This window comes from Mesorhizobium sp. BAC0120, assembly GCF_033542235.1.
Taxonomy (GTDB): domain Bacteria; phylum Pseudomonadota; class Alphaproteobacteria; order Rhizobiales; family Rhizobiaceae; genus JAWRCU01.
The window spans coordinates 646238-662913 of the sequence record NZ_JAWRCU010000002.1 but is presented as its reverse complement, the minus strand read 5'-3'; the positions used below and the strand labels follow the sequence as shown (position 1 = coordinate 662913).

The following is a 16676-nucleotide window of genomic DNA, read 5'->3' as shown; positions in this document are numbered from 1 at the left end:
TTTGCCCGTAAGGTCTTGCAGCGTAAGTGGATTGCGCTGCTGCAGCGGCTAGGCGCCCCGAAAGCTACGCGTGAAGGATTGAAGTATGGTTGATACGGCCGCTCCACTTCAAAGCGTGCCGGAACTGCGTCAGCAACTGATCACCAGGCAGAGTGAACCGGAAGTCAGCGTCGGGTCGATAACCGAAGCGGGGCTCGCCGCTTATGCCGATCTCGCCCGCCGGGGCGTCTTCTCCCCGTCGCAGAGCCCGACCTGGATTACAGGCTGGGTGAAGAACCTCCGTCCGGAGGTCATCGTCGCGACGCTCACCCGTGATGGCCAGCCGGCATTTTCGGTCGCGCTCGAAATCGTCAGGAGGGGACCGTTGCGCGTCGCGGCGTTCATGAGCGGACGTCATGCCAACGGCAACATGCCGCCTGTAAGCGCGGCCTTCGCGAACGCCGCGACCTCTGCCGACATCTATGCGGTCGTCGCCGCGATCGGAAAGGCGCGGCCGGATATCGACGTCATTGCGTTGGAGCGTCTGGCAGCAGGGATCGGCGGGGTGCGCAATCCGCTCCTGCTTCTGCCGCATATTCAGAGCCCCAACCTGTCGCTTGCCGTGGACCTGACGGGCGGCTTCGAGGCGCTGCTTGGCCGTGCCAGCGGTAAGCGCAAGCGCAAGAAACACCGTTCGCAGATGCGCAAGTTCGAAGCGGCAGGCGGCTTCCGACGCATTGAAGCAAAGACCGAAGCGGAAGCAAACGTGCTGCTCGACGCCTTCTTCGCCATGAAGGAGGTCCGCTTTCGCAAGGCAGGCATTGCCAATGTTTTCGCAGAGCCGGAAGTGCAGGCATTCTTCCGCACCATCTTTGCTGAAGCGCTGAAGGAGCCGAAACCGCCTTTCATGCTCCACGGGCTCGAGGTCTGCGGCAAGATCCGCGCGGTTACAGGCTCCAGCCGCTGCGCGGACCGGCTCATCTGCGAGTTCGGCGCGATAGCGGACGATGACATGGCATTCGCCAGCCCAGGAGAATTCCTGTTCTTCGACAATATCGAAGAGGCCTGCAGGGATGGGTTGTCCGTCTACGACTTCAGCGTCGGCGACGAGCCCTACAAACGGCTGTGGTGCGACCTCGAGATCCACCAGTTCAATGCGCTGGTGCCGCTGTCGGTCAAGGGCCGGGCATATGCGGCCGCGATGCGCGGGGCGACGCGGCTGAAGACCTTTGTCAAAAGCAACCGTCTGACCTGGAAATTGGTGAAGACGTTCAGGAAGAAGACCGCAGCGCGGGCGGAAACTGCGGACGACTGAAGTTGGCTGAGATCAGCGTCCGGCCGTCATCCGCCGGGGTGTGTAGTGCCGCGTGCGTTTCAAAGAAGCGCTGATGGGCCGTCGCTCAAGCTGCGTTGCGGCCAGACAATGGTGGGCGCGGCGGCACGTAACCAACCGGCGTGACCAGCGTCACGCCCTCATAGCCGTTCGCCTCGAGCCGCTTGGCGGCTTCAGTCACGGTGCTGTCGTCGGTTTCGAGCACGCTCACCAGGATCTCCGTCCCTGACCCGACCAGCCGTCCAATGGATTCGGGATCGGCGGGACCGCATTCGACGACGACCACGTCATAGGCGGTCGTCAGCGAATCCATGATGATCGGCAAGCGGTCTGCGGCGCGCATGGCGCGGACCGGGTCTGCGGTGCCCACCGGGATCACGTGGCAATCCGAATAGAGGTCGGCGTGGATCACGTCGGCGAACTGCGCCTCCGAGGCAAGCAGGTTGGTGACACCGGGATAGGCGCCGCTTTCCAGCATCGGCTGAGACGCCGCTCCGGAGGCGGTGAGATCGAGGAGCAAAACGCGCAGGCCTGCATCGGCTACTTCGCGCGCCACGAGCACCGCCGTCGCCGCCGCTTCGTCACCCTCCGGCGAGACGAAGATCGCACGCGCCGCACCGCGGGCGATCAGCCTGTCGGCCGCGGACTCGACGCTGATCTCGCCCATGCCTGGCGCAGCGGCCGGTGCGGCGGGCTCCGGCTCGACCGGCTCTGCCTTCGCAACTGGCGAAACGACATCCGTTACGATTTCGGGCTGTCGTGATGCTTCTGCCGACGCGGGCTGCTCCTCACGCACGGCCGGCATCTCGACCTCTGGCACCGGCTCGAATCGCGAGCCGGCGGCAGGGCGCATGGCGCGACCGCTAAAGAGCTCTTGCAGCAGCGTGATGATTGCCATGACGAGCAAGGAGCCGACGAATGCCGCGCTGACGATCGGAATGATCTTCGGGAAATAGGGTTCGGCCGGAACGACGGCGCGCGAGAAGATTCGGGCGTCCGCCGGCAGGTAGCTGCGATCCTTGCGCGAAGAAGCCTCACGGTAGCGGGTCAGGTAGGATTCGAGCAGCTCGCGCTGCGCTGCCGCCTCGCGCTCCAGAGCGCGCAGCTCGACTTCGTCGCCGCCCGCCTGCGCAGACGCCGCCTTCTGCGTATTGAGATCCGTCATCAGCTGTTTTTCGCGGTACTGCGCAGTTTGTGCCTGCGTCTCGAGGCTCTTCAGGATCTTCTGAGCCTCGGCACGGATCTGGGCATCGAGGTCAGCGAGTTGCGAGCGCAGCGCGCGGATGCGCGGATGATTATCGAGCAGCGTGGTGGAAAGGTCGGCGATATCAGCCTTCAGCTGAACCTGGCGTTCACGCAGCCGCTGGATCAGCTCGGACGACAGCACTTCCGGCAGCGCGTCGAGCGAGGCACCGCTCTTCAATGCCGCACGCAGGCTTTCCGCAGTCGCCTCTGCGGAGGCGCGGCTGGCGCGCACCCGCGACAATTCACTGGAGATCTCCGAGAGCTGCTGCGTCGCCAGCACCGAATTATTCTGGCCGATCAGAAGGTCCGATTGCGCACGAAAATTGGCTACCTTGGCTTCGGCGTCCTTGACCCGCTTCGTGAGGTCGGCGATCTCCGGCGCAAGCCACTCCGTTGCGTCGGCGTTCGACTGCAGCTTGGCGTCGCGCTGCACGGCGAGATAGGTGTCCGCGACTGCGTTCGGGATCTTCGCGGCGAGCTCCTGATTCTCAGAAGACATCTCGATGACGATCACGCGCGACTTCTCGACGCGATAGACCTTCAGCTTCTCGCGAAAGCGCTTCAGCACCCGCTCTTCGGGCGGGATCTCGTTGGGATCGTTCATCAGCCCGACGATCACCATGACGCGGCTGAACAGCGACATGTCCGCCGCCTCGTCGAATTCCGGAAGCTTAGACAAGTCAAGCCTTTGCGCGACTTGCTTCAGGATGTCGGTCGAGGTGATCACCTCGACCTGCGAGGTCACCCCCTCCTCGTCGAGGACGGATTTGTCGGCGTCGGTGCCCGCATTGGGCCGGGTGAATACCGACTCACGCGTCTCGATAAGAATGCGCGTCTCGCCCTTGTAAAGCGGGGTGGCGAGCCAGGCGATGGCAAAGGCCGCGCCGGTGGCGATCAATGCTACGGCGAGAATACGGCGCCAATTGCTCGCGAGGCTCCCGAAGAGCCTGCGCAGATCAACGTCGACGTCGCTGGCAGTCGCATAGCCACCCGACATGCATTCGTACTCCTACACGGTCCGACCCCATCGTAAACCCGTATGGTAACTCAGCAGTTAAGGAGCCCGGAGGCACTGCTCGATTTGGCTTCGGCCAGGTAACGCGGGCTCTCGGGTCACGCATCGGCCGACGCAACTCCCGCTTGCGGCCGCTTTACCGGCCATTAACCCTAACAGGATGATAACGGGCCATCCGCGAGGCGCCGGGCCACACCCGGCTTCGAGCTTGAAAGTCCTGTCGAGTGATGAAGCGCCTTTTTCTGCTGCTCAATGCTATCCTGGTTGCCGCGCTGCTTGCCGGCTGTTCCGGTTATCGCCCGGCGCCCGCCGCATTCAATCAAGCGCTCAACCAGCCTTACCGGCTGGGAGCCGGCGACCGCGTGCGCGTGACGGTGTTCGAGCAGGAAAGCCTCACCAACACCTATAGTGTCGACCAGTCCGGCTATCTCGCCTTCCCTCTGATCGGCGCCGTGCCGGCGCGCGGCTACACCATGCAGCAGCTCGAAGGCGCGATCGCCGGGAAGCTGCGCAACGGGTATCTCCGCGATCCGGATGTGACAGTGGAGATGGATCGCTACCGGCCCATCTTCGTCATGGGCGAGGTCGGCGCGGCCGGCCAGTATTCCTATGTTCCAGGCATGACCGTGCAGAAGGCGATCGCGGCAGCGGGCGGCTTCTCGCCCCGCGCCTATCAGGGCGATGTGGATGTCACGCGAGACATCAACGGAAAGGTAATGACCGGACGGGTAATCACCTCCGACCCGCTTCTGCCGGGCGATACGATCTACGTGCGCGAACGACTTTTCTGATCATGCGTCGCAACCTGCCGTGACGAGGAAGCTCCGTATTGTCCACTGCTTCCGTTCCCCCGTCGGCGGCATCTTCCGCCATGTGCGCGACCTTGCCGAAACGCAGGTCGCCGACGGTCATGAGGTCGGGATCGTCTGCGATTCCACGACCGGCGGCCCGTATGAGGAGAGGCTCTTCCAGGAAATGGAGGGCATGCTCAAGCTCGGCATTCGCCGCACGCCGATGCAGCGCCATATCGGCCCGGGCGACATCGCTTCCGCCTGGCGTACCTACAGGATCATCAAAAAATTGCAGCCGGACGTGCTTCACGGCCATGGCGCCAAGGGCGGCGTCTATGCACGTCTTTTCGGCTCACTGTTGCGGGTTTCAAGGTCTCGCGTGGCCCGCCTCTATTCGCCGCATGGCGGCAGCCTGCACTATGACGAGACGACATCGGTAGGGAAGATCTTCTTCGGACTCGAGCGGCTGATGAGCCGCTTCACCGACCATCTGCTGTTCGTCTCCGACTACGAGCGACGCGCCTATCGGCGCAAGGTCGGCGAGCCGCCGATCCCGAACAGCCTCGTCTATAACGGGCTCAGCGAGGCCGAGTTCGAGGTCGTGCCGCCCCAGACAGGCGCGGCGGACTTCCTCTACATAGGAATGATGCGCGACCTCAAGGGCCCGGATCTTTTCATCGATGCGCTCGCAGGCGCGGAGAAGCTTGTCGGTCGACAGCTTCGCGCCGTCATGGTGGGTGCGGGCGACGATCTTCCAAAATACAGGGAGCAGGTCGCCAGGCTCGGGCTTGCTGATCGCGTCGCCTTCTACGAACCCATGAAAGCGCGGCAGGCCTTCGCGCTCGCAGAAATCATCGTCGTGCCGTCGCGAGCCGAAGCGATGCCCTATATCGTGCTGGAAGCGCTGGCGGCAGGGATGCCGATGATCGTCAGCGCTGTCGGCGGCATCCCCGAAATTCTGGGTTCGCGTTCCCCTGCCCTGGTTCCGCCGGTCGCAAAGCAGATCGCGCTGGCAATGGCGACCGCCGCCGGCGACCTATCCCGTTATCGATCCCTGATGCCAAGCGCGGACGAGCTCAGCGCGCGTTTCAGCGCGGCAGTCATGGCCAAACACATCGAGGATGTTTATTTCGGCGTTCTCGATCGAACAAAGCGCTAAAGCAAACTTGGTGATCTGGAAATCAGGCGGTTTGCTTTAGCTTTCTGTTCCGCATTGCTTTTGTCGAAAGCCGGCGTCCAGCTTTCGGCGCGACGCCGTAAACATTCGAACGAAGGCTGCAAGGGTTTCTTAGCCGCTTTTTGCTAGAGAACGCGCGCATTTTGACGAGCGCGCGATGAACGAGATCGATCCCTCTCTTCGCTTTTCCATGGATGCGGTCCGCAGGTTCGAGGACGATTCCGGCGCCGCGAAAACGGGCAGCGTGACGTTGAACAGCGTGGCGCGCCAGGTTGCCAGCCAATATCGCCGCGATACGATGTCGCCGGTCATGGTGAGCGGCGTGCTTCGCCTCGTCGAGTTCAACCTGCTGTTCATTTCCGGCCTGGTTCTCGGCACCATCTATGTCGGCGTCACTACACATCTTATCTGGCACTACCTGGCGATCATCTTCGGCAGTTCGCTGCTCACTGTGATCCTGCTCGAGTTCACCGACTGCTATCAGATGTCGGCACTGCTCAAGCCGGTGCAGACCGCAGGCCGGCTGCTACTCGTCTGGTCGGGCGCTTTCGCGCTGCTCGCGCTTGCCGGCTTCTTCATGAAGGTCTCGTCCGACTTCTCGCGACTGTGGTTCGGAGGCTGGTTCGTCACCGGTTTCGTCCTGCTCTTCGGACTGCGCCTGATACTGTCGCGCATGATCCGGCGCTGGACGCGCAACGGCCGCATCGAGCGCCGCGCGGTGATCGTCGGCGGCGGCAAGGCCGCGGAATCGCTGATCCGCTCGATCGAGATGCAGGCCGACAACGACATCCGCATCTGCGGCATCTTCGACGACCGCGACGACCGGCGCTCGCCGCCGGTCGTGGCCGGCTATCCAAAGCTCGGCAATATCGCGGAGCTCATCGAATTCGCCCGCATCGCGCGGATCGACATGCTGATCGTCTCGCTCCCGCTCACGGCCGAAACGCGGGTGCTTTCGCTCCTTAAGAAGCTCTGGGTGCTGCCGGTCGACATCCGGCTGTCGGCTCATTCGAGCCAGTTGCGCTTCCGGCCGCGCTCCTATTCCTATCTCGGCTCGGTGCCAATGCTCGACATCTTCGACAAGCCGATCAACGATTGGGATTCGGTCGCCAAGCGCGCCTTCGACATCGTCTTCAGCCTGATCGGCATCGTCCTCTTCTCACCGGTAATGCTGGCGACTGCAATCGCCATCAAGCTCGACAGCAAGGGTCCGGTGATCTTTCGGCAAAAGCGACACGGCTTCAACAACGAGGTTGTCGAGGTCTACAAGTTCCGGTCGATGTATGTCGAGCAGTCGGATCCGACGGCAAGAAATGCAGTTACCAAGAACGATCCCCGCGTAACCCGCGTCGGGCGCTTCATCCGCAAGACGTCGATCGACGAGCTGCCGCAATTCTTCAACGCGCTGTTCGGCTCGCTCTCGCTGGTCGGCCCGCGTCCGCACTCCGTATACGCGCAGACGCAGAACCTGCTCTATACCGAGGTGGTCGACGGCTATTTTGCCCGCCACCGCGTCAAGCCCGGCGTAACCGGCTGGGCGCAGATCAACGGGTGGCGCGGTGAAATCGACACCGACGAGAAGATCAAGAAGCGCACCGAATTCGACCTCTTCTATATCGAGAACTGGTCGCTGTGGCTCGACCTCAAGATCATGTTCCTGACACCGGTCCGGCTGCTCACCTCCGGGAACGCGTATTGAGCGCAGCCGCCTCACCCGCACTCCCCGCCTCGGCGGTCAACGCCAAGCTGATTTCGCTGATCACCACCGGCGCGATCTCGCTCGGCGTGCTCCTGTCGGGCTTCGTGCTCAACGAGCCGGCGCCCTACGAGCTTTACATGGCCGGGCTGATTGCGGTCTGGGCGCTGTTCGGGCTGCGCATTTCGAAGCCGGTTCTGCCGCTGCTCGTGCTGCTCGTCGTTTTCAATATCGGCGGCATGATTGCGATGACGCAGATGGCGGATCTCGCCAATACCCCGCTCTATCTGGCTGTCTCGCTCTTCCTTGCCTTCACCGCGGTCTTCTTCGCTGCGGTCACCGAGGCGCAGCCGGATCTGTTCCATGTCATCTTCAGGGCATGGGTCCTCGCTGCGGTTTGCACGGCGGCGCTGGGCATTGCAGGCTATTTTCATGCCTTTCCGGGCGCGGAAGCGTTCACGCGCTACGATCGCGCAGCGGGCGCCTTCCAAGACCCGAACGTGTTCGGCCCCTTCCTGGTCCTTCCCACAATCTTCATGCTCTATCGGCTGATGACTGGCTCGATTGCGAACATGCCGCTCTACGCAATACCGTTGCTCATTCTTGCCGGCGGCATCTTCTTCTCCTTCTCGCGAGGCGCCTGGGGTCTCTTTGCGGCAGCGGCCATCCTGCTGATTGCCGGGCTTTTCCTGCAGACCGCGAGCGGCATGTTCAGGCTGCGCATCGTGGTGATGAGCGTCCTCGCGGTCGGACTGCTGCTTCTTGCCATTGTCGCCATCCTGCAGATTCCCGGCGTCGACCAATTCTTCCTGAGCCGCGCCCAGCTCGCCCAGGACTATGACAGCGCCCGCCTCGGCCGCTTTGCCCGCTATGTCATCGGCTTCCAGCTGGCGCTCGAGCATCCGTTCGGGATCGGCCCGCTGGTGTTCGGCACCATCTATGGCGAGGACACGCACGACATCTGGCTGAAGGCGCTGATGGATTATGGCTGGCTGGGCTTCGTGTCGTGGGCAACAATGATCGGCTGGACGCTGTCGGCAGGCTTCAGGCAGCTATTCCGCGATCGGCCATGGCAACCTTACCTGCTGTGCGTCTATGTCGTCTTCGTCGGCCACGTCTTCCTCGGCACGATCATCGATACCGACCACTGGCGGCATTTCTACATGCTGCTCGGCATGCTCTGGGGCTGCATGGCCCTCGAGTACCGTCACCAGCGGGCACTGCGGCTCGGACGAAGCTTATCTCCCAACTAGCGCTTGCGGCATGACCGTCGAGACTATCTGCTTTGCGCGGTTCGGAGCGTAGCGCAGTACTGAACTGCTCGGCTCCCGCCAAGTCGAACTCATCGCGGGGTCGTCGCCTGTCAGATCCCGGCAGCTAACGCTCGACCTGGTCAGAGCGTTGGTTTCCGCACGGCGCCGCCAGCTCGGCTCTAGAGCCGCCCCCTCGAACGAGGCTTGCCAGGGCTTCATACGGGTCACCCGGGATACCTAGAGCGCGCGCGAACGCCGGTTCAGTCTTCAGCCCCTGTCTTCGCAGCGCCATCACCCGGCGGCGCAACGGCTCACCCCACAGCATCAGCAATCTTCGCTCGGCCTCGAAATGCAGCCAGCCGTTTTGGTTTTCAATTGGTTCAGGTGATCCGAAGATCTCAACGAACCAGCCCCGGTGCACGAAGCGGATTACGGTGGGACGGCACGAGCCAACCCATTGCCACGCCTCGAAGCCTTCGGCATTTCCAAATGCTGCGTAAGCGACGCTCCAGAACTCCGCCGGATCAGAGTGTTGGCAGATCACGTCGATGTCGCTTGCCGCAAGGTCCAGGCGAAGAGGTGGCGTCCCGACGACAGTAGGACGAAAATCCGCCAGGTGTTTGATTAGCTCAGTTTCGGCGAGAACCTCTGAAAAGTCAGGTCGCTCTGGCCGGAGTTCGTCCTCGGCGGAGATTTCGTATGTGCGGATATAAGCGGAATGGTCGAGATGTCCGTCACCGCTATCGGCAAGGTGCAGAAAGTCTCTCATAACTCGCTCCGCATGCCGAAGATCGCCAAAGTCACCGGGCCAAGCTGCTTCTGCCAGCTTCAGGTCCTTCAGGTGCAGCCGTAGGGCCCCCGCCGCGCTGAAATCGCGCGTCGCGATGCGCGGCCCGTGAGTGCGCAGGACCGTGCTGTCGGCAAACCCCCTTTCCAGCGCCACAAGCAGTTTTGAGGCATTGACGCCGACGCTTTCGGCGAACAGCACGGCTTCGGCAACAGCTGCAATGTTGATGCCTACAACGATCTGATTTGCGAGTTTTGCCGCCTGCCCGGAGCCAACCGGGCCGAGGTGATGCAGGATGCCCATCCTCGCCAGCACACTCGACAGGCGAGGTAGGATCCGCTCGTCGGCGCCGACAAAGATCGTCAGAGCAGCCCGGGATGCTCCGTCCGTGCCACCCGACACGGGAGCATCCGCAAAGTCGATACCCAGGGGCGTCAGCCGCGCCGCCGTGGCTCGCGCGTGCTCAATACCGGTCGTGCCCATGTCGACGACGATTGTGCCGCGGCGCATGCTGGCAACAAAATCACGCTCGAACAGCACTTCGGAGACAGCGTGAGCGTCCGTCAGCATGAGAATTACGAAGTCACAGCCGTTTACGCAGGCGAGTCCATCGTCGCACCAGGTGACAGTCGCATCCAGGGCGGCCGGCCGCTTCCTGCTCCAAGCCCGCACCTGAAGCCCGGACCGAGCCAAAGTATTCGCCATCGGCAGGCCCATGGCACCAAGACCGATGAAGGCAATCGAGGAGGACATATAGCCCTTAGCCGCCCGTCAGCCGCTCAAGGAACATGGCGCGGAAGGCGTCATCGTCGACCTTTGTCGGTACGTGAGTGAGAGGCACATCGCGCCAGTCGCTGCCGCCGCCGCCATTGGTTGCGCCGATTCGACGATCCGCAACCGTCATCCCCCGCGTCAGGCTGCCGGTTAGTTCGACCTGGATCGGCAGCTTGACCGATTCCAGCACGAGTTCTGGCTGCGCAACGATCGCCACAGTCAAGGCCGAGTGGACCGCGCACGCATATTCGCCCAAGACGCGGGAATAGAAGTCCATGTAGAACGGCGTGATACGCGCAACGTATTGTGCAGCCTTGGCGTCCGACCTTTGGAGGCGCTCGAGGTGCTCTCTCCGGATCACGCACGGCTCGGTCACATCGAGACCGACCATGTCGACCCGCCAGCCGCGCTGTTGGAGCACTATCTGAGCGCCTTCCGGGTCGTGCCAGGCGTCGGCTTCGGCGACCGGGGTGACGTTCCCCCTGGCGTAGACAACCCCGCCCATCCAAACCACGCGCGGGCAAAGCTCGGGTAACCTAGGCTCGATGGCCAGGGCCAACGCCACGTTGGTCAGGGGACCTAGGGCGATGATGGTGATCTGGCCGGGATTCGCACGACAGAGATCGACGATCAACTGAGCTGCGTGCCGCGGATCGATCGCTACCTGTGTGGACTTTGGAAAGTTGGCGTTACCCACACCGTCATCGCCGTGGACATATGGCGAAAAGCTTGGCTTACCGACGAAGCCGGCCGCCGCGCCCCTGGCGAGCGGGATATCGGTGCGATCGAACAGTTCGAGCACATAGGCGGTGTTCTCGGTTGTCAGCTCCACGCTGACGTTGCCGAACACGCTTGTCATGCCGACCACCTCGAGTTCAGGTGAATTAAGAGCCAGCACGCAGCCCATGGCATCGTCGATGCCGGTGTCTGTATCCACGATGACTTTGATGGGCATCTTGCTTCCTTGGTTAGAGATAGCGTCAACGCTGACCGCGGACATACGGGCGCCCTGCGGCCGCGGGACCGTGTGAACGACCCACCAGGCCGGCCAGCAGGATGAGAGTCAGCAGATAAGGTATGGCCTGCACGACCTGGGTTGGAACTTCGAACTGGCCGAAGATCGGCACACCCTGCAGGCGCCCCTGCACGGCATCCGCACCGGCAAATAGCAAGCAGGCCAATGCTGCCCGGCCGGGCTTCCAGCCACCGAAGATCAGGGCCGCCAGGGCCATGTACCCCTGGCCGGCGCTCATGTCGCGATAGAATGCGCCGCCCTGGACGATCGAGAGGTAAGCGCCAGCCATGCCGCAGAGGCAGCCGCAAACGAAGATGGCGCAGTACCGCAGACGGAAGACCGAAACGCCAGCGCTCTCGACTGCTTCCGGCTTGTCGCCGGCCGCCACAAGGCGCAATCCGAAGCGGGTTCGGTAGATGACGAGCCAGGTGATCGCGATGGATGCGATTGCCGCGTAGCCAAGGATCGTCTGGCCGCCGATTACAGTTGCATATAGAGGGCCGACCACCGGCACCTGGGCGATCTCGGCTGATAAAGGAAGGTGGATGGCCTCGAAACGCTGGCCTTCGATGAGCTGCGGCGTCTGTCCCCCGCGCTGAAACCAGGCGATGCCAAGAAAGGCGGTCAGCCCGGAGGCTATGATATTGATCGCGAGCCCGATGACGAGCTGATTGCCGCGAAAGGCAATCGAGGCGACCCCTTGAGCGAGACCGACGATGCCGCCCGCAAGGATTGCCGCGATCAGGCCGACCCAGGCGCTTCCGGAGAGCGACGCGACGGCGGCGCCAGCGAAGGCGCCGGACAGCATCTTGCCCTCGAGGCCTATATCCACCAGGCCTGAGCGCTCCGCATAGAGTCCGGCCATGGTGGCGAAGATCAATGGGACTGCGAGCCGGAGAGTCGAGGCGGCAAGCTGGATCGGGTCCATTACGCGCTCCGCTCGGTATTGAGCAGCCCTGCGAAGAAGGCCACGAGCCTCGGGCGGAGCATATGGATCAACCCGCCGGCCAACAGGATCACCAATCCCTGGACGATCACCACGACATCGCGCGACACATTGGGGAACATGAAGGAGAGCGACGCGCCGCCCTGCTGCAAGGCACCGAACAGGACAGCAGCCGGAATGATGCCCGCGGGATGGTTCGCGCCAATCAGGGCCACGGCGATGCCGGTGAAGCCGTACCCGGCCGCGAGTTCCAGCAAGACACGGTGCTGGGCGCCCATCACTTCGTTCACACCGAGCATTCCTGCCACTGCCCCCGACAGGCAAATTGCCTGGATCTTGACGCGTGCGACGTTGACGCCGGCAAAAGCTGCGGCGTCGGAGTTCTTGCCGATTGCCCGCAACTCGTAGCCCCAGCGCGTGTGCCAGATCAGCCAAATCAGTCCGAGCGCCAGAGCGACGGCTACGAAGACCATGATCGTGAGCGGCGTTTCATTCGTTGGAATGCCAATGGCGGTGAGGATCTGATCGATCCTCGGTAAAAAGCTCGACTCCGGCATCGGGCCGCTCGAGGGAATAGCCGAGCCCGGCACTCGCAGCAGGTTGACAATGACGAAGGTCATCAGCAGCGAGGCAAGGAAGTTGAACATGATCGTGGTGATGATCAGATTGCTGCCACGCCGCGCTTCCATCACGGCCGGGATCAGGGCCCAACCGCCGCTGAACAGCCCGGATGCCGCAACGGCGACCGGCAATGCCAGCCACCAAGAGACTCCAGGCAGCGCGAGACAAGCAAGTCCGGTGCCGAGCCCCCCGATATAGGCCTGGCCCTCCGCGCCGATGTTGAACTGGCTGGCCTGCGCCGCGACGGCGAACGCGAGACCGGCGAAGATATAGTTGGTTGCGTAATAGAAGGTGTAACTGAGCCCGGCGGAGCTACCAAAGGCGCCGTTGTAGACGACGCGCAGAGCGGCCGACGGGTCTGCACCAACCGCCGCGACCAGCAACCCGCCGAGCAGCAGCGCTATAAGCAGATTGATCAGCGTGGCCGAGAGGCCGCCCAAGATCGACGATGCCCTCAGCGTCATGCCGATTCCCTTTGCTTGAGATATCCCAGCGCTTCCGCCTTCGACATGCCTGCCATCATCATCCCAACGAGCGTTTCCGAGAGTTCGGAGCGGCTGAGCTCGCCCATAGAGCGACCTTCGAACATGACGATCACCCGATCCGAGAGCGCGAAGATCTCATCGAGCTCCACCGAAACCAGCAGCAACGCGCGACCCTTGTTGCGTTGTTCGACGAGCTTGCCGTGGATGGCCTCGATGGCGCCGATGTCGACGCCGCGCGTGGGCTGCCCAACCAGCAGGATGTCCGGCTCGAGGGCGAGTTCGCGCCCGATCACCAGCTTCTGCTGGTTGCCTCCCGAGAGCACACCAATCGGGCGGTGCGGATCGGGTGGGCGAACGTCGTTGTGCCTGAGGAGGTCACGGCACCATGCCTCGATGTGCCGCCAGTTGAGCGATCGGCCGACGCCCGGCACGTCCTTGCTGCGCTGTAGGCCCAGGATGCTGTTCTCGAGCCCAGTCCATTCACCGATCACGCCGTTGCGGTGACGGTCTTCCGGTATGTTGCCAAGGCCGCCCCGGCGCAGGCCGCCTGGCGAGATCGTGCTCTTGTGGTCTATCGTCAGATGCTCGGTCCGGATCTCTCCCTCGATCACCGGAGCCAGGCCGGAGAGCGCCATCAGGAGCTCGCTCTGGCCGTTCCCGGCTACCCCGGCGATGCCGAGGATCTCGGCGCCATGGAGGTCGAAGCTCAGGCCTCGAACGCCCATCGATCCCTGGCCCTTTACGACCAGGTCCCGGACGCTGAGTTTCGGGCGTGGCGAAGGCGTAGCAGTGGGCAGTGCCACCGGGTTGATCTTGCGACCGACCATCGCTTCGGCAAGCGAGCTGCGCGTGACCGTGGCCGTTGGCACGGTGTCGACACAGCGGCCCTGCCGCAAGATCGTGACGTTGTCCGTAACCGCCAGGACTTCGCGCAGCTTGTGGGTGATCAGGACGACAGTCTTGCCCTCGGCCTTGAGGTCCTTGAAAACCGTGAAGAGGATGTCGACTTCCTGCGGCGTCAATACGCTCGTCGGTTCATCTAGGATAAGCACGCTCGCGTCGCGATAGAGCGCTTTCAGGATCTCGATTCGCTGCTGGGTCCCGACCGAGAGGTTGTGGGGAATGTGATCGAGCGGGAAGTCGAGGCCGTAGCGCGCCTGCAATGCCTCGATGCGCTTTCTTCCTCCGCCGACACCGCCTGTAAGCCAGAAGCCAGTCTCCGCGCCAAGCACGACATTCTGCATCGCCGTCAGCCGGTCGACCAGCATGAAGTGCTGATGCACCATGCCGATACCGAGGCGGATTGCATCAATCGAGCTCTTGATATGCGCCGGTCGCCCCTGAATCAGGATCGAACCGCTATCGGCCTGGTGAATGCCGAAAAGGATATTCATCAGTGTCGACTTGCCGGCGCCGTTCTCGCCGACGATTCCGTGGATGGTCCCCCGCGGCACGGCAAACGAGATGTCGTTATTGGCTACGACCCTGCCAAACCGTTTGTGGATGTTGTGGAACTCAATGGCATTCGCGCCCTGCGGCTCAGGCATGGCTTGCTCTCCGGTCCGCAGCTAAGGCAAGCAGATCGTCCAGGGCGGCGGTTGTGATCCGGCGCACCCAGTTCACATCGGCCGGATCGGCAAGACCGCTCGTCCAGCGGATCGAGCCGACCGAGAACACCTTTCCGCCGCCCGGCAGGTCGGCCAGGACCAGGTCGCCGCGAATCGCACGGGCAAGCGCCGCGTTGGCGTCGGGCAGAAATGCATCGAGCGCACCGAACTCTTCAATAGCCGGCACATAGCCTCGGGGCATGCTGACAGCTGAGGCGAGCACCGTCACCGGCCCGGGTTCGCCCAATGCCTGGTTGTGGGCATCAAGCTCAAGCCCGGCGATGCCGAATTCGGCTCGGCCAATCATGCTCAGCGTGTTGGCCAGTCTTGGAGGGAGAGCTGTGAGGTCGATACCGTCGGGGATCCTATAAGCGCCATCGCCCGAATAGCCATGCGCGGCGAATCCAACGCCGGTCAGCCGGTTCGGCGCGCGGTCCAGGTCGCGCCACAGCCCGCCTTCGGCCCCGTCCGTCTGATGACGCGTTTCGCCGGCACGCGCGGTCCATGTGCGCACGCCATGGCGCCGGCGAACTTCAATGATCGCGGGGTCGTTTGGGTCGACGCCGATCGACCAGTAAAAACCATTGCCTCCGAGATAGAGCATCGAGCCGCCACTGGCGGCATAGCTCTCGTAGGCATCGAGCGTCTGGGGACTCGCATATTCGGGATGCGACCCGGTGAGGACCGCATCATATCCGGCAAGGGCGCTGGCTCCCTGCGCATGCAACACCTCATCGGTCAGCAAGTCATAGGCGTATCCTGCCTTCTCAAGCCACCCGACGATCATCAGGTCGGCCGAATATTGGTGGGCAAAGCCTTGCAGCAAAGACACATAGTCTGCCCGCGTCGTCATATGCGGGCGTTTCAGCGTTGCGAGGCACACCCCTTCGCCGCAGGGATGCGTGTCGTAAAGCGATTTCAGCCCATGCTGCTCAGCGTAACGGTGGAGCGGAGCCGACCACGATTTGGCTTTCAGCTTGAAGACTTCCGGGTCTGCAGCCTCAAAGAAGGTGGAGTTTCCGTAGGCGCGATAGCTGAAAGTCGGCAGCACCATTGCGACGCGCGCTTCGGGACTTTTTGGTGCAACAAAGATCGGTAGTACGTCGAAGCTGCCGCGATCCGCCCAGTCCACCGTTTCCGTCTCGCTGAGCAGGATCCCATATGCTCCCGACCTGATGTCCGGGGGCAGGGCTAAGGTGAAATCCGCCGGCCAGGTTGCATCTCCGAGGTCATCGAAGTGAAATCCTGCTGCGTCTGCGTTCCTCCCGCAGGAGCGTAGGCTTAGCGTCGGCGCGTTGTGAAGCGCCAGCGAGGAATTGGCTTCGCCGAAAGTCCATGAAGCAACTACGTCGCCCCTGACGTCCAGGATGGTCGGTGCAGCGAGTCTGCCCTCGAAACGGGGAGCAAGAAGCAATTCCGTTAGCCTCCCCTCAGCATTCAGGGCAACGCTGCTGCCAGCCACAGTGCGATCGAACTCGGACCTGACGCACACCTCTGCTTGAGCGCCGGAAATCATCAAATGGACTTGCGCCCACCGCCTGATTTGCAAGCTGCATGTCGTCGCGACCGCGTTCACCAATAAGAGGCCTGAGGCGTCGCAACCGAGGACGAGCTCACCCGACTCGAACCGAAGTCGGGCCAGCGTCATATCGGCCGCCAGACCCAGTTCGACGCGCATGCTCAAGCCTCCTGCCTCGAGCGGTGGGTCGAACGAGGCGCTGGCATGGGAGCCGATCGAAATTGAGCGCACTGTGCCGCGCTGTGCCGGAATCGAAACGTCGTCGATTGTTTCGGTGTTGCGCTCCCAATCGGCCATTCTGCTTATCGGGCCGATGTGGCGGATCAGGCGGGCGACATAACGCGGGTACTCGCTCGAAACCCGTACCGGCACGGCCTCGCCGGGCCGAAAGGCCCAGCGCTCCGTATAGCCTGTAATGCGCATGCTCATGACG

General features: G+C 62.8%; 12 protein-coding genes. 5 read left to right on the top strand and 7 right to left on the bottom strand.

Annotated elements, in window-relative coordinates; genetic code table 11:
• The first annotated feature begins 85 nt into the window (after positions 1 to 85).
• Positions 86 to 1294 carry a GNAT family N-acetyltransferase gene (locus tag SAZ10_RS06615; protein ID WP_318608390.1) on the top strand — a complete coding sequence of 403 codons (1209 nt, stop codon included), beginning with the start codon at positions 86 to 88 and terminating at the stop codon, positions 1292 to 1294.
• An 85-nt stretch (positions 1295 to 1379) separates the two neighbouring features.
• Here the strand turns inward: SAZ10_RS06615 and SAZ10_RS06610 are convergent, their stop codons facing one another.
• Positions 1380 to 3554 carry an exopolysaccharide transport family protein gene (locus tag SAZ10_RS06610; RefSeq protein ID WP_318608389.1) on the bottom strand — a complete coding sequence of 725 codons (2175 nt, stop codon included), beginning with the start codon at positions 3552 to 3554 and terminating at the stop codon, positions 1380 to 1382.
• A gap of 245 nt (positions 3555 to 3799) precedes the next feature.
• On the opposite strand from SAZ10_RS06610, the gene SAZ10_RS06605 reads away from it, so the two are divergent.
• From SAZ10_RS06605 to SAZ10_RS06590, 4 genes are all read left to right on the top strand, one after another.
• Complete coding sequence (locus SAZ10_RS06605; protein ID WP_318608388.1) at positions 3800 to 4363, top strand: polysaccharide biosynthesis/export family protein; 564 nt, start codon at positions 3800 to 3802, stop codon at positions 4361 to 4363.
• Between the two features lie 19 nt (positions 4364 to 4382).
• Entirely contained in the window at positions 4383 to 5522 is a 1140-nt protein-coding gene (locus SAZ10_RS06600) for a glycosyltransferase (protein WP_318608387.1), read from the top strand.
• A gap of 175 nt (positions 5523 to 5697) precedes the next feature.
• Complete coding sequence (locus tag SAZ10_RS06595; RefSeq protein WP_318608386.1) at positions 5698 to 7239, top strand: undecaprenyl-phosphate glucose phosphotransferase; 1542 nt, start codon at positions 5698 to 5700, stop codon at positions 7237 to 7239.
• Positions 7236 to 8489 (top strand): O-antigen ligase family protein, encoded by a 1254-nt coding sequence (locus tag SAZ10_RS06590; protein ID WP_318608385.1) that lies wholly within the window; start codon positions 7236 to 7238, stop codon positions 8487 to 8489. Before SAZ10_RS06595 ends, SAZ10_RS06590 begins: the two co-directional genes overlap by 4 nt.
• Before the next feature lie 124 nt (positions 8490 to 8613).
• Here the strand turns inward: SAZ10_RS06590 and SAZ10_RS06585 are convergent, their stop codons facing one another.
• The 6 genes from SAZ10_RS06585 to SAZ10_RS06560 are packed head-to-tail and all read right to left on the bottom strand — an operon-like array spanning position 8614 to position 16672.
• Positions 8614 to 10029, bottom strand: coding sequence for a DUF4269 domain-containing protein (locus SAZ10_RS06585; RefSeq protein ID WP_318608384.1), 1416 nt, complete (start codon positions 10027 to 10029; stop codon positions 8614 to 8616).
• Between the two features lie 7 nt (positions 10030 to 10036).
• Positions 10037 to 11005 (bottom strand): nucleoside hydrolase, encoded by a 969-nt coding sequence (locus SAZ10_RS06580; RefSeq protein ID WP_318608383.1) that lies wholly within the window; start codon positions 11003 to 11005, stop codon positions 10037 to 10039.
• A gap of 25 nt (positions 11006 to 11030) precedes the next feature.
• Positions 11031 to 11993, bottom strand: coding sequence for an ABC transporter permease (locus SAZ10_RS06575; RefSeq protein ID WP_318608382.1), 963 nt, complete (start codon positions 11991 to 11993; stop codon positions 11031 to 11033).
• Positions 11993 to 13096: an ABC transporter permease gene (locus SAZ10_RS06570; RefSeq protein WP_318608381.1), complete on the bottom strand. Its 1104-nt coding sequence runs from the start codon at positions 13094 to 13096 to the stop codon at positions 11993 to 11995. Before SAZ10_RS06570 ends, SAZ10_RS06575 begins: the two co-directional genes overlap by 1 nt.
• Complete coding sequence (locus SAZ10_RS06565) at positions 13093 to 14664, bottom strand: ABC transporter ATP-binding protein (RefSeq protein ID WP_318608380.1); 1572 nt, start codon at positions 14662 to 14664, stop codon at positions 13093 to 13095. The genes SAZ10_RS06570 and SAZ10_RS06565 overlap by 4 nt, the downstream gene beginning before the upstream one ends.
• Entirely contained in the window at positions 14657 to 16672 is a 2016-nt protein-coding gene (locus SAZ10_RS06560) for a N,N-dimethylformamidase beta subunit family domain-containing protein (RefSeq protein WP_318608379.1), read from the bottom strand. Before SAZ10_RS06560 ends, SAZ10_RS06565 begins: the two co-directional genes overlap by 8 nt.
• Positions 16673 to 16676: the final 4 nt, after the last annotated feature.

Bases quoted from the DNA above. Each gene is read 5' to 3' on its own strand.
- SAZ10_RS06595 (WP_318608386.1), top strand. From the start codon at position 5,698: ATGAACGAGATCGATCCCTCTCTTCGCTTTTCCATGGATGCGGTCCGC.
- SAZ10_RS06560 (WP_318608379.1), bottom strand. From the start codon at position 16,672: ATGAGCATGCGCATTACAGGCTATACGGAGCGCTGGGCCTTTCGGCCC.
- SAZ10_RS06570 (WP_318608381.1), bottom strand. From the start codon at position 13,096: ATGACGCTGAGGGCATCGTCGATCTTGGGCGGCCTCTCGGCCACGCTG.
- SAZ10_RS06610 (WP_318608389.1), bottom strand. From the start codon at position 3,554: ATGTCGGGTGGCTATGCGACTGCCAGCGACGTCGACGTTGATCTGCGC.
- SAZ10_RS06605 (WP_318608388.1), top strand. From the start codon at position 3,800: ATGAAGCGCCTTTTTCTGCTGCTCAATGCTATCCTGGTTGCCGCGCTG.
- SAZ10_RS06580 (WP_318608383.1), bottom strand. From the start codon at position 11,005: ATGCCCATCAAAGTCATCGTGGATACAGACACCGGCATCGACGATGCC.
- SAZ10_RS06585 (WP_318608384.1), bottom strand. From the start codon at position 10,029: ATGTCCTCCTCGATTGCCTTCATCGGTCTTGGTGCCATGGGCCTGCCG.
- SAZ10_RS06615 (WP_318608390.1), top strand. From the start codon at position 86: ATGGTTGATACGGCCGCTCCACTTCAAAGCGTGCCGGAACTGCGTCAG.
- SAZ10_RS06565 (WP_318608380.1), bottom strand. From the start codon at position 14,664: ATGCCTGAGCCGCAGGGCGCGAATGCCATTGAGTTCCACAACATCCAC.
- SAZ10_RS06575 (WP_318608382.1), bottom strand. From the start codon at position 11,993: ATGGACCCGATCCAGCTTGCCGCCTCGACTCTCCGGCTCGCAGTCCCA.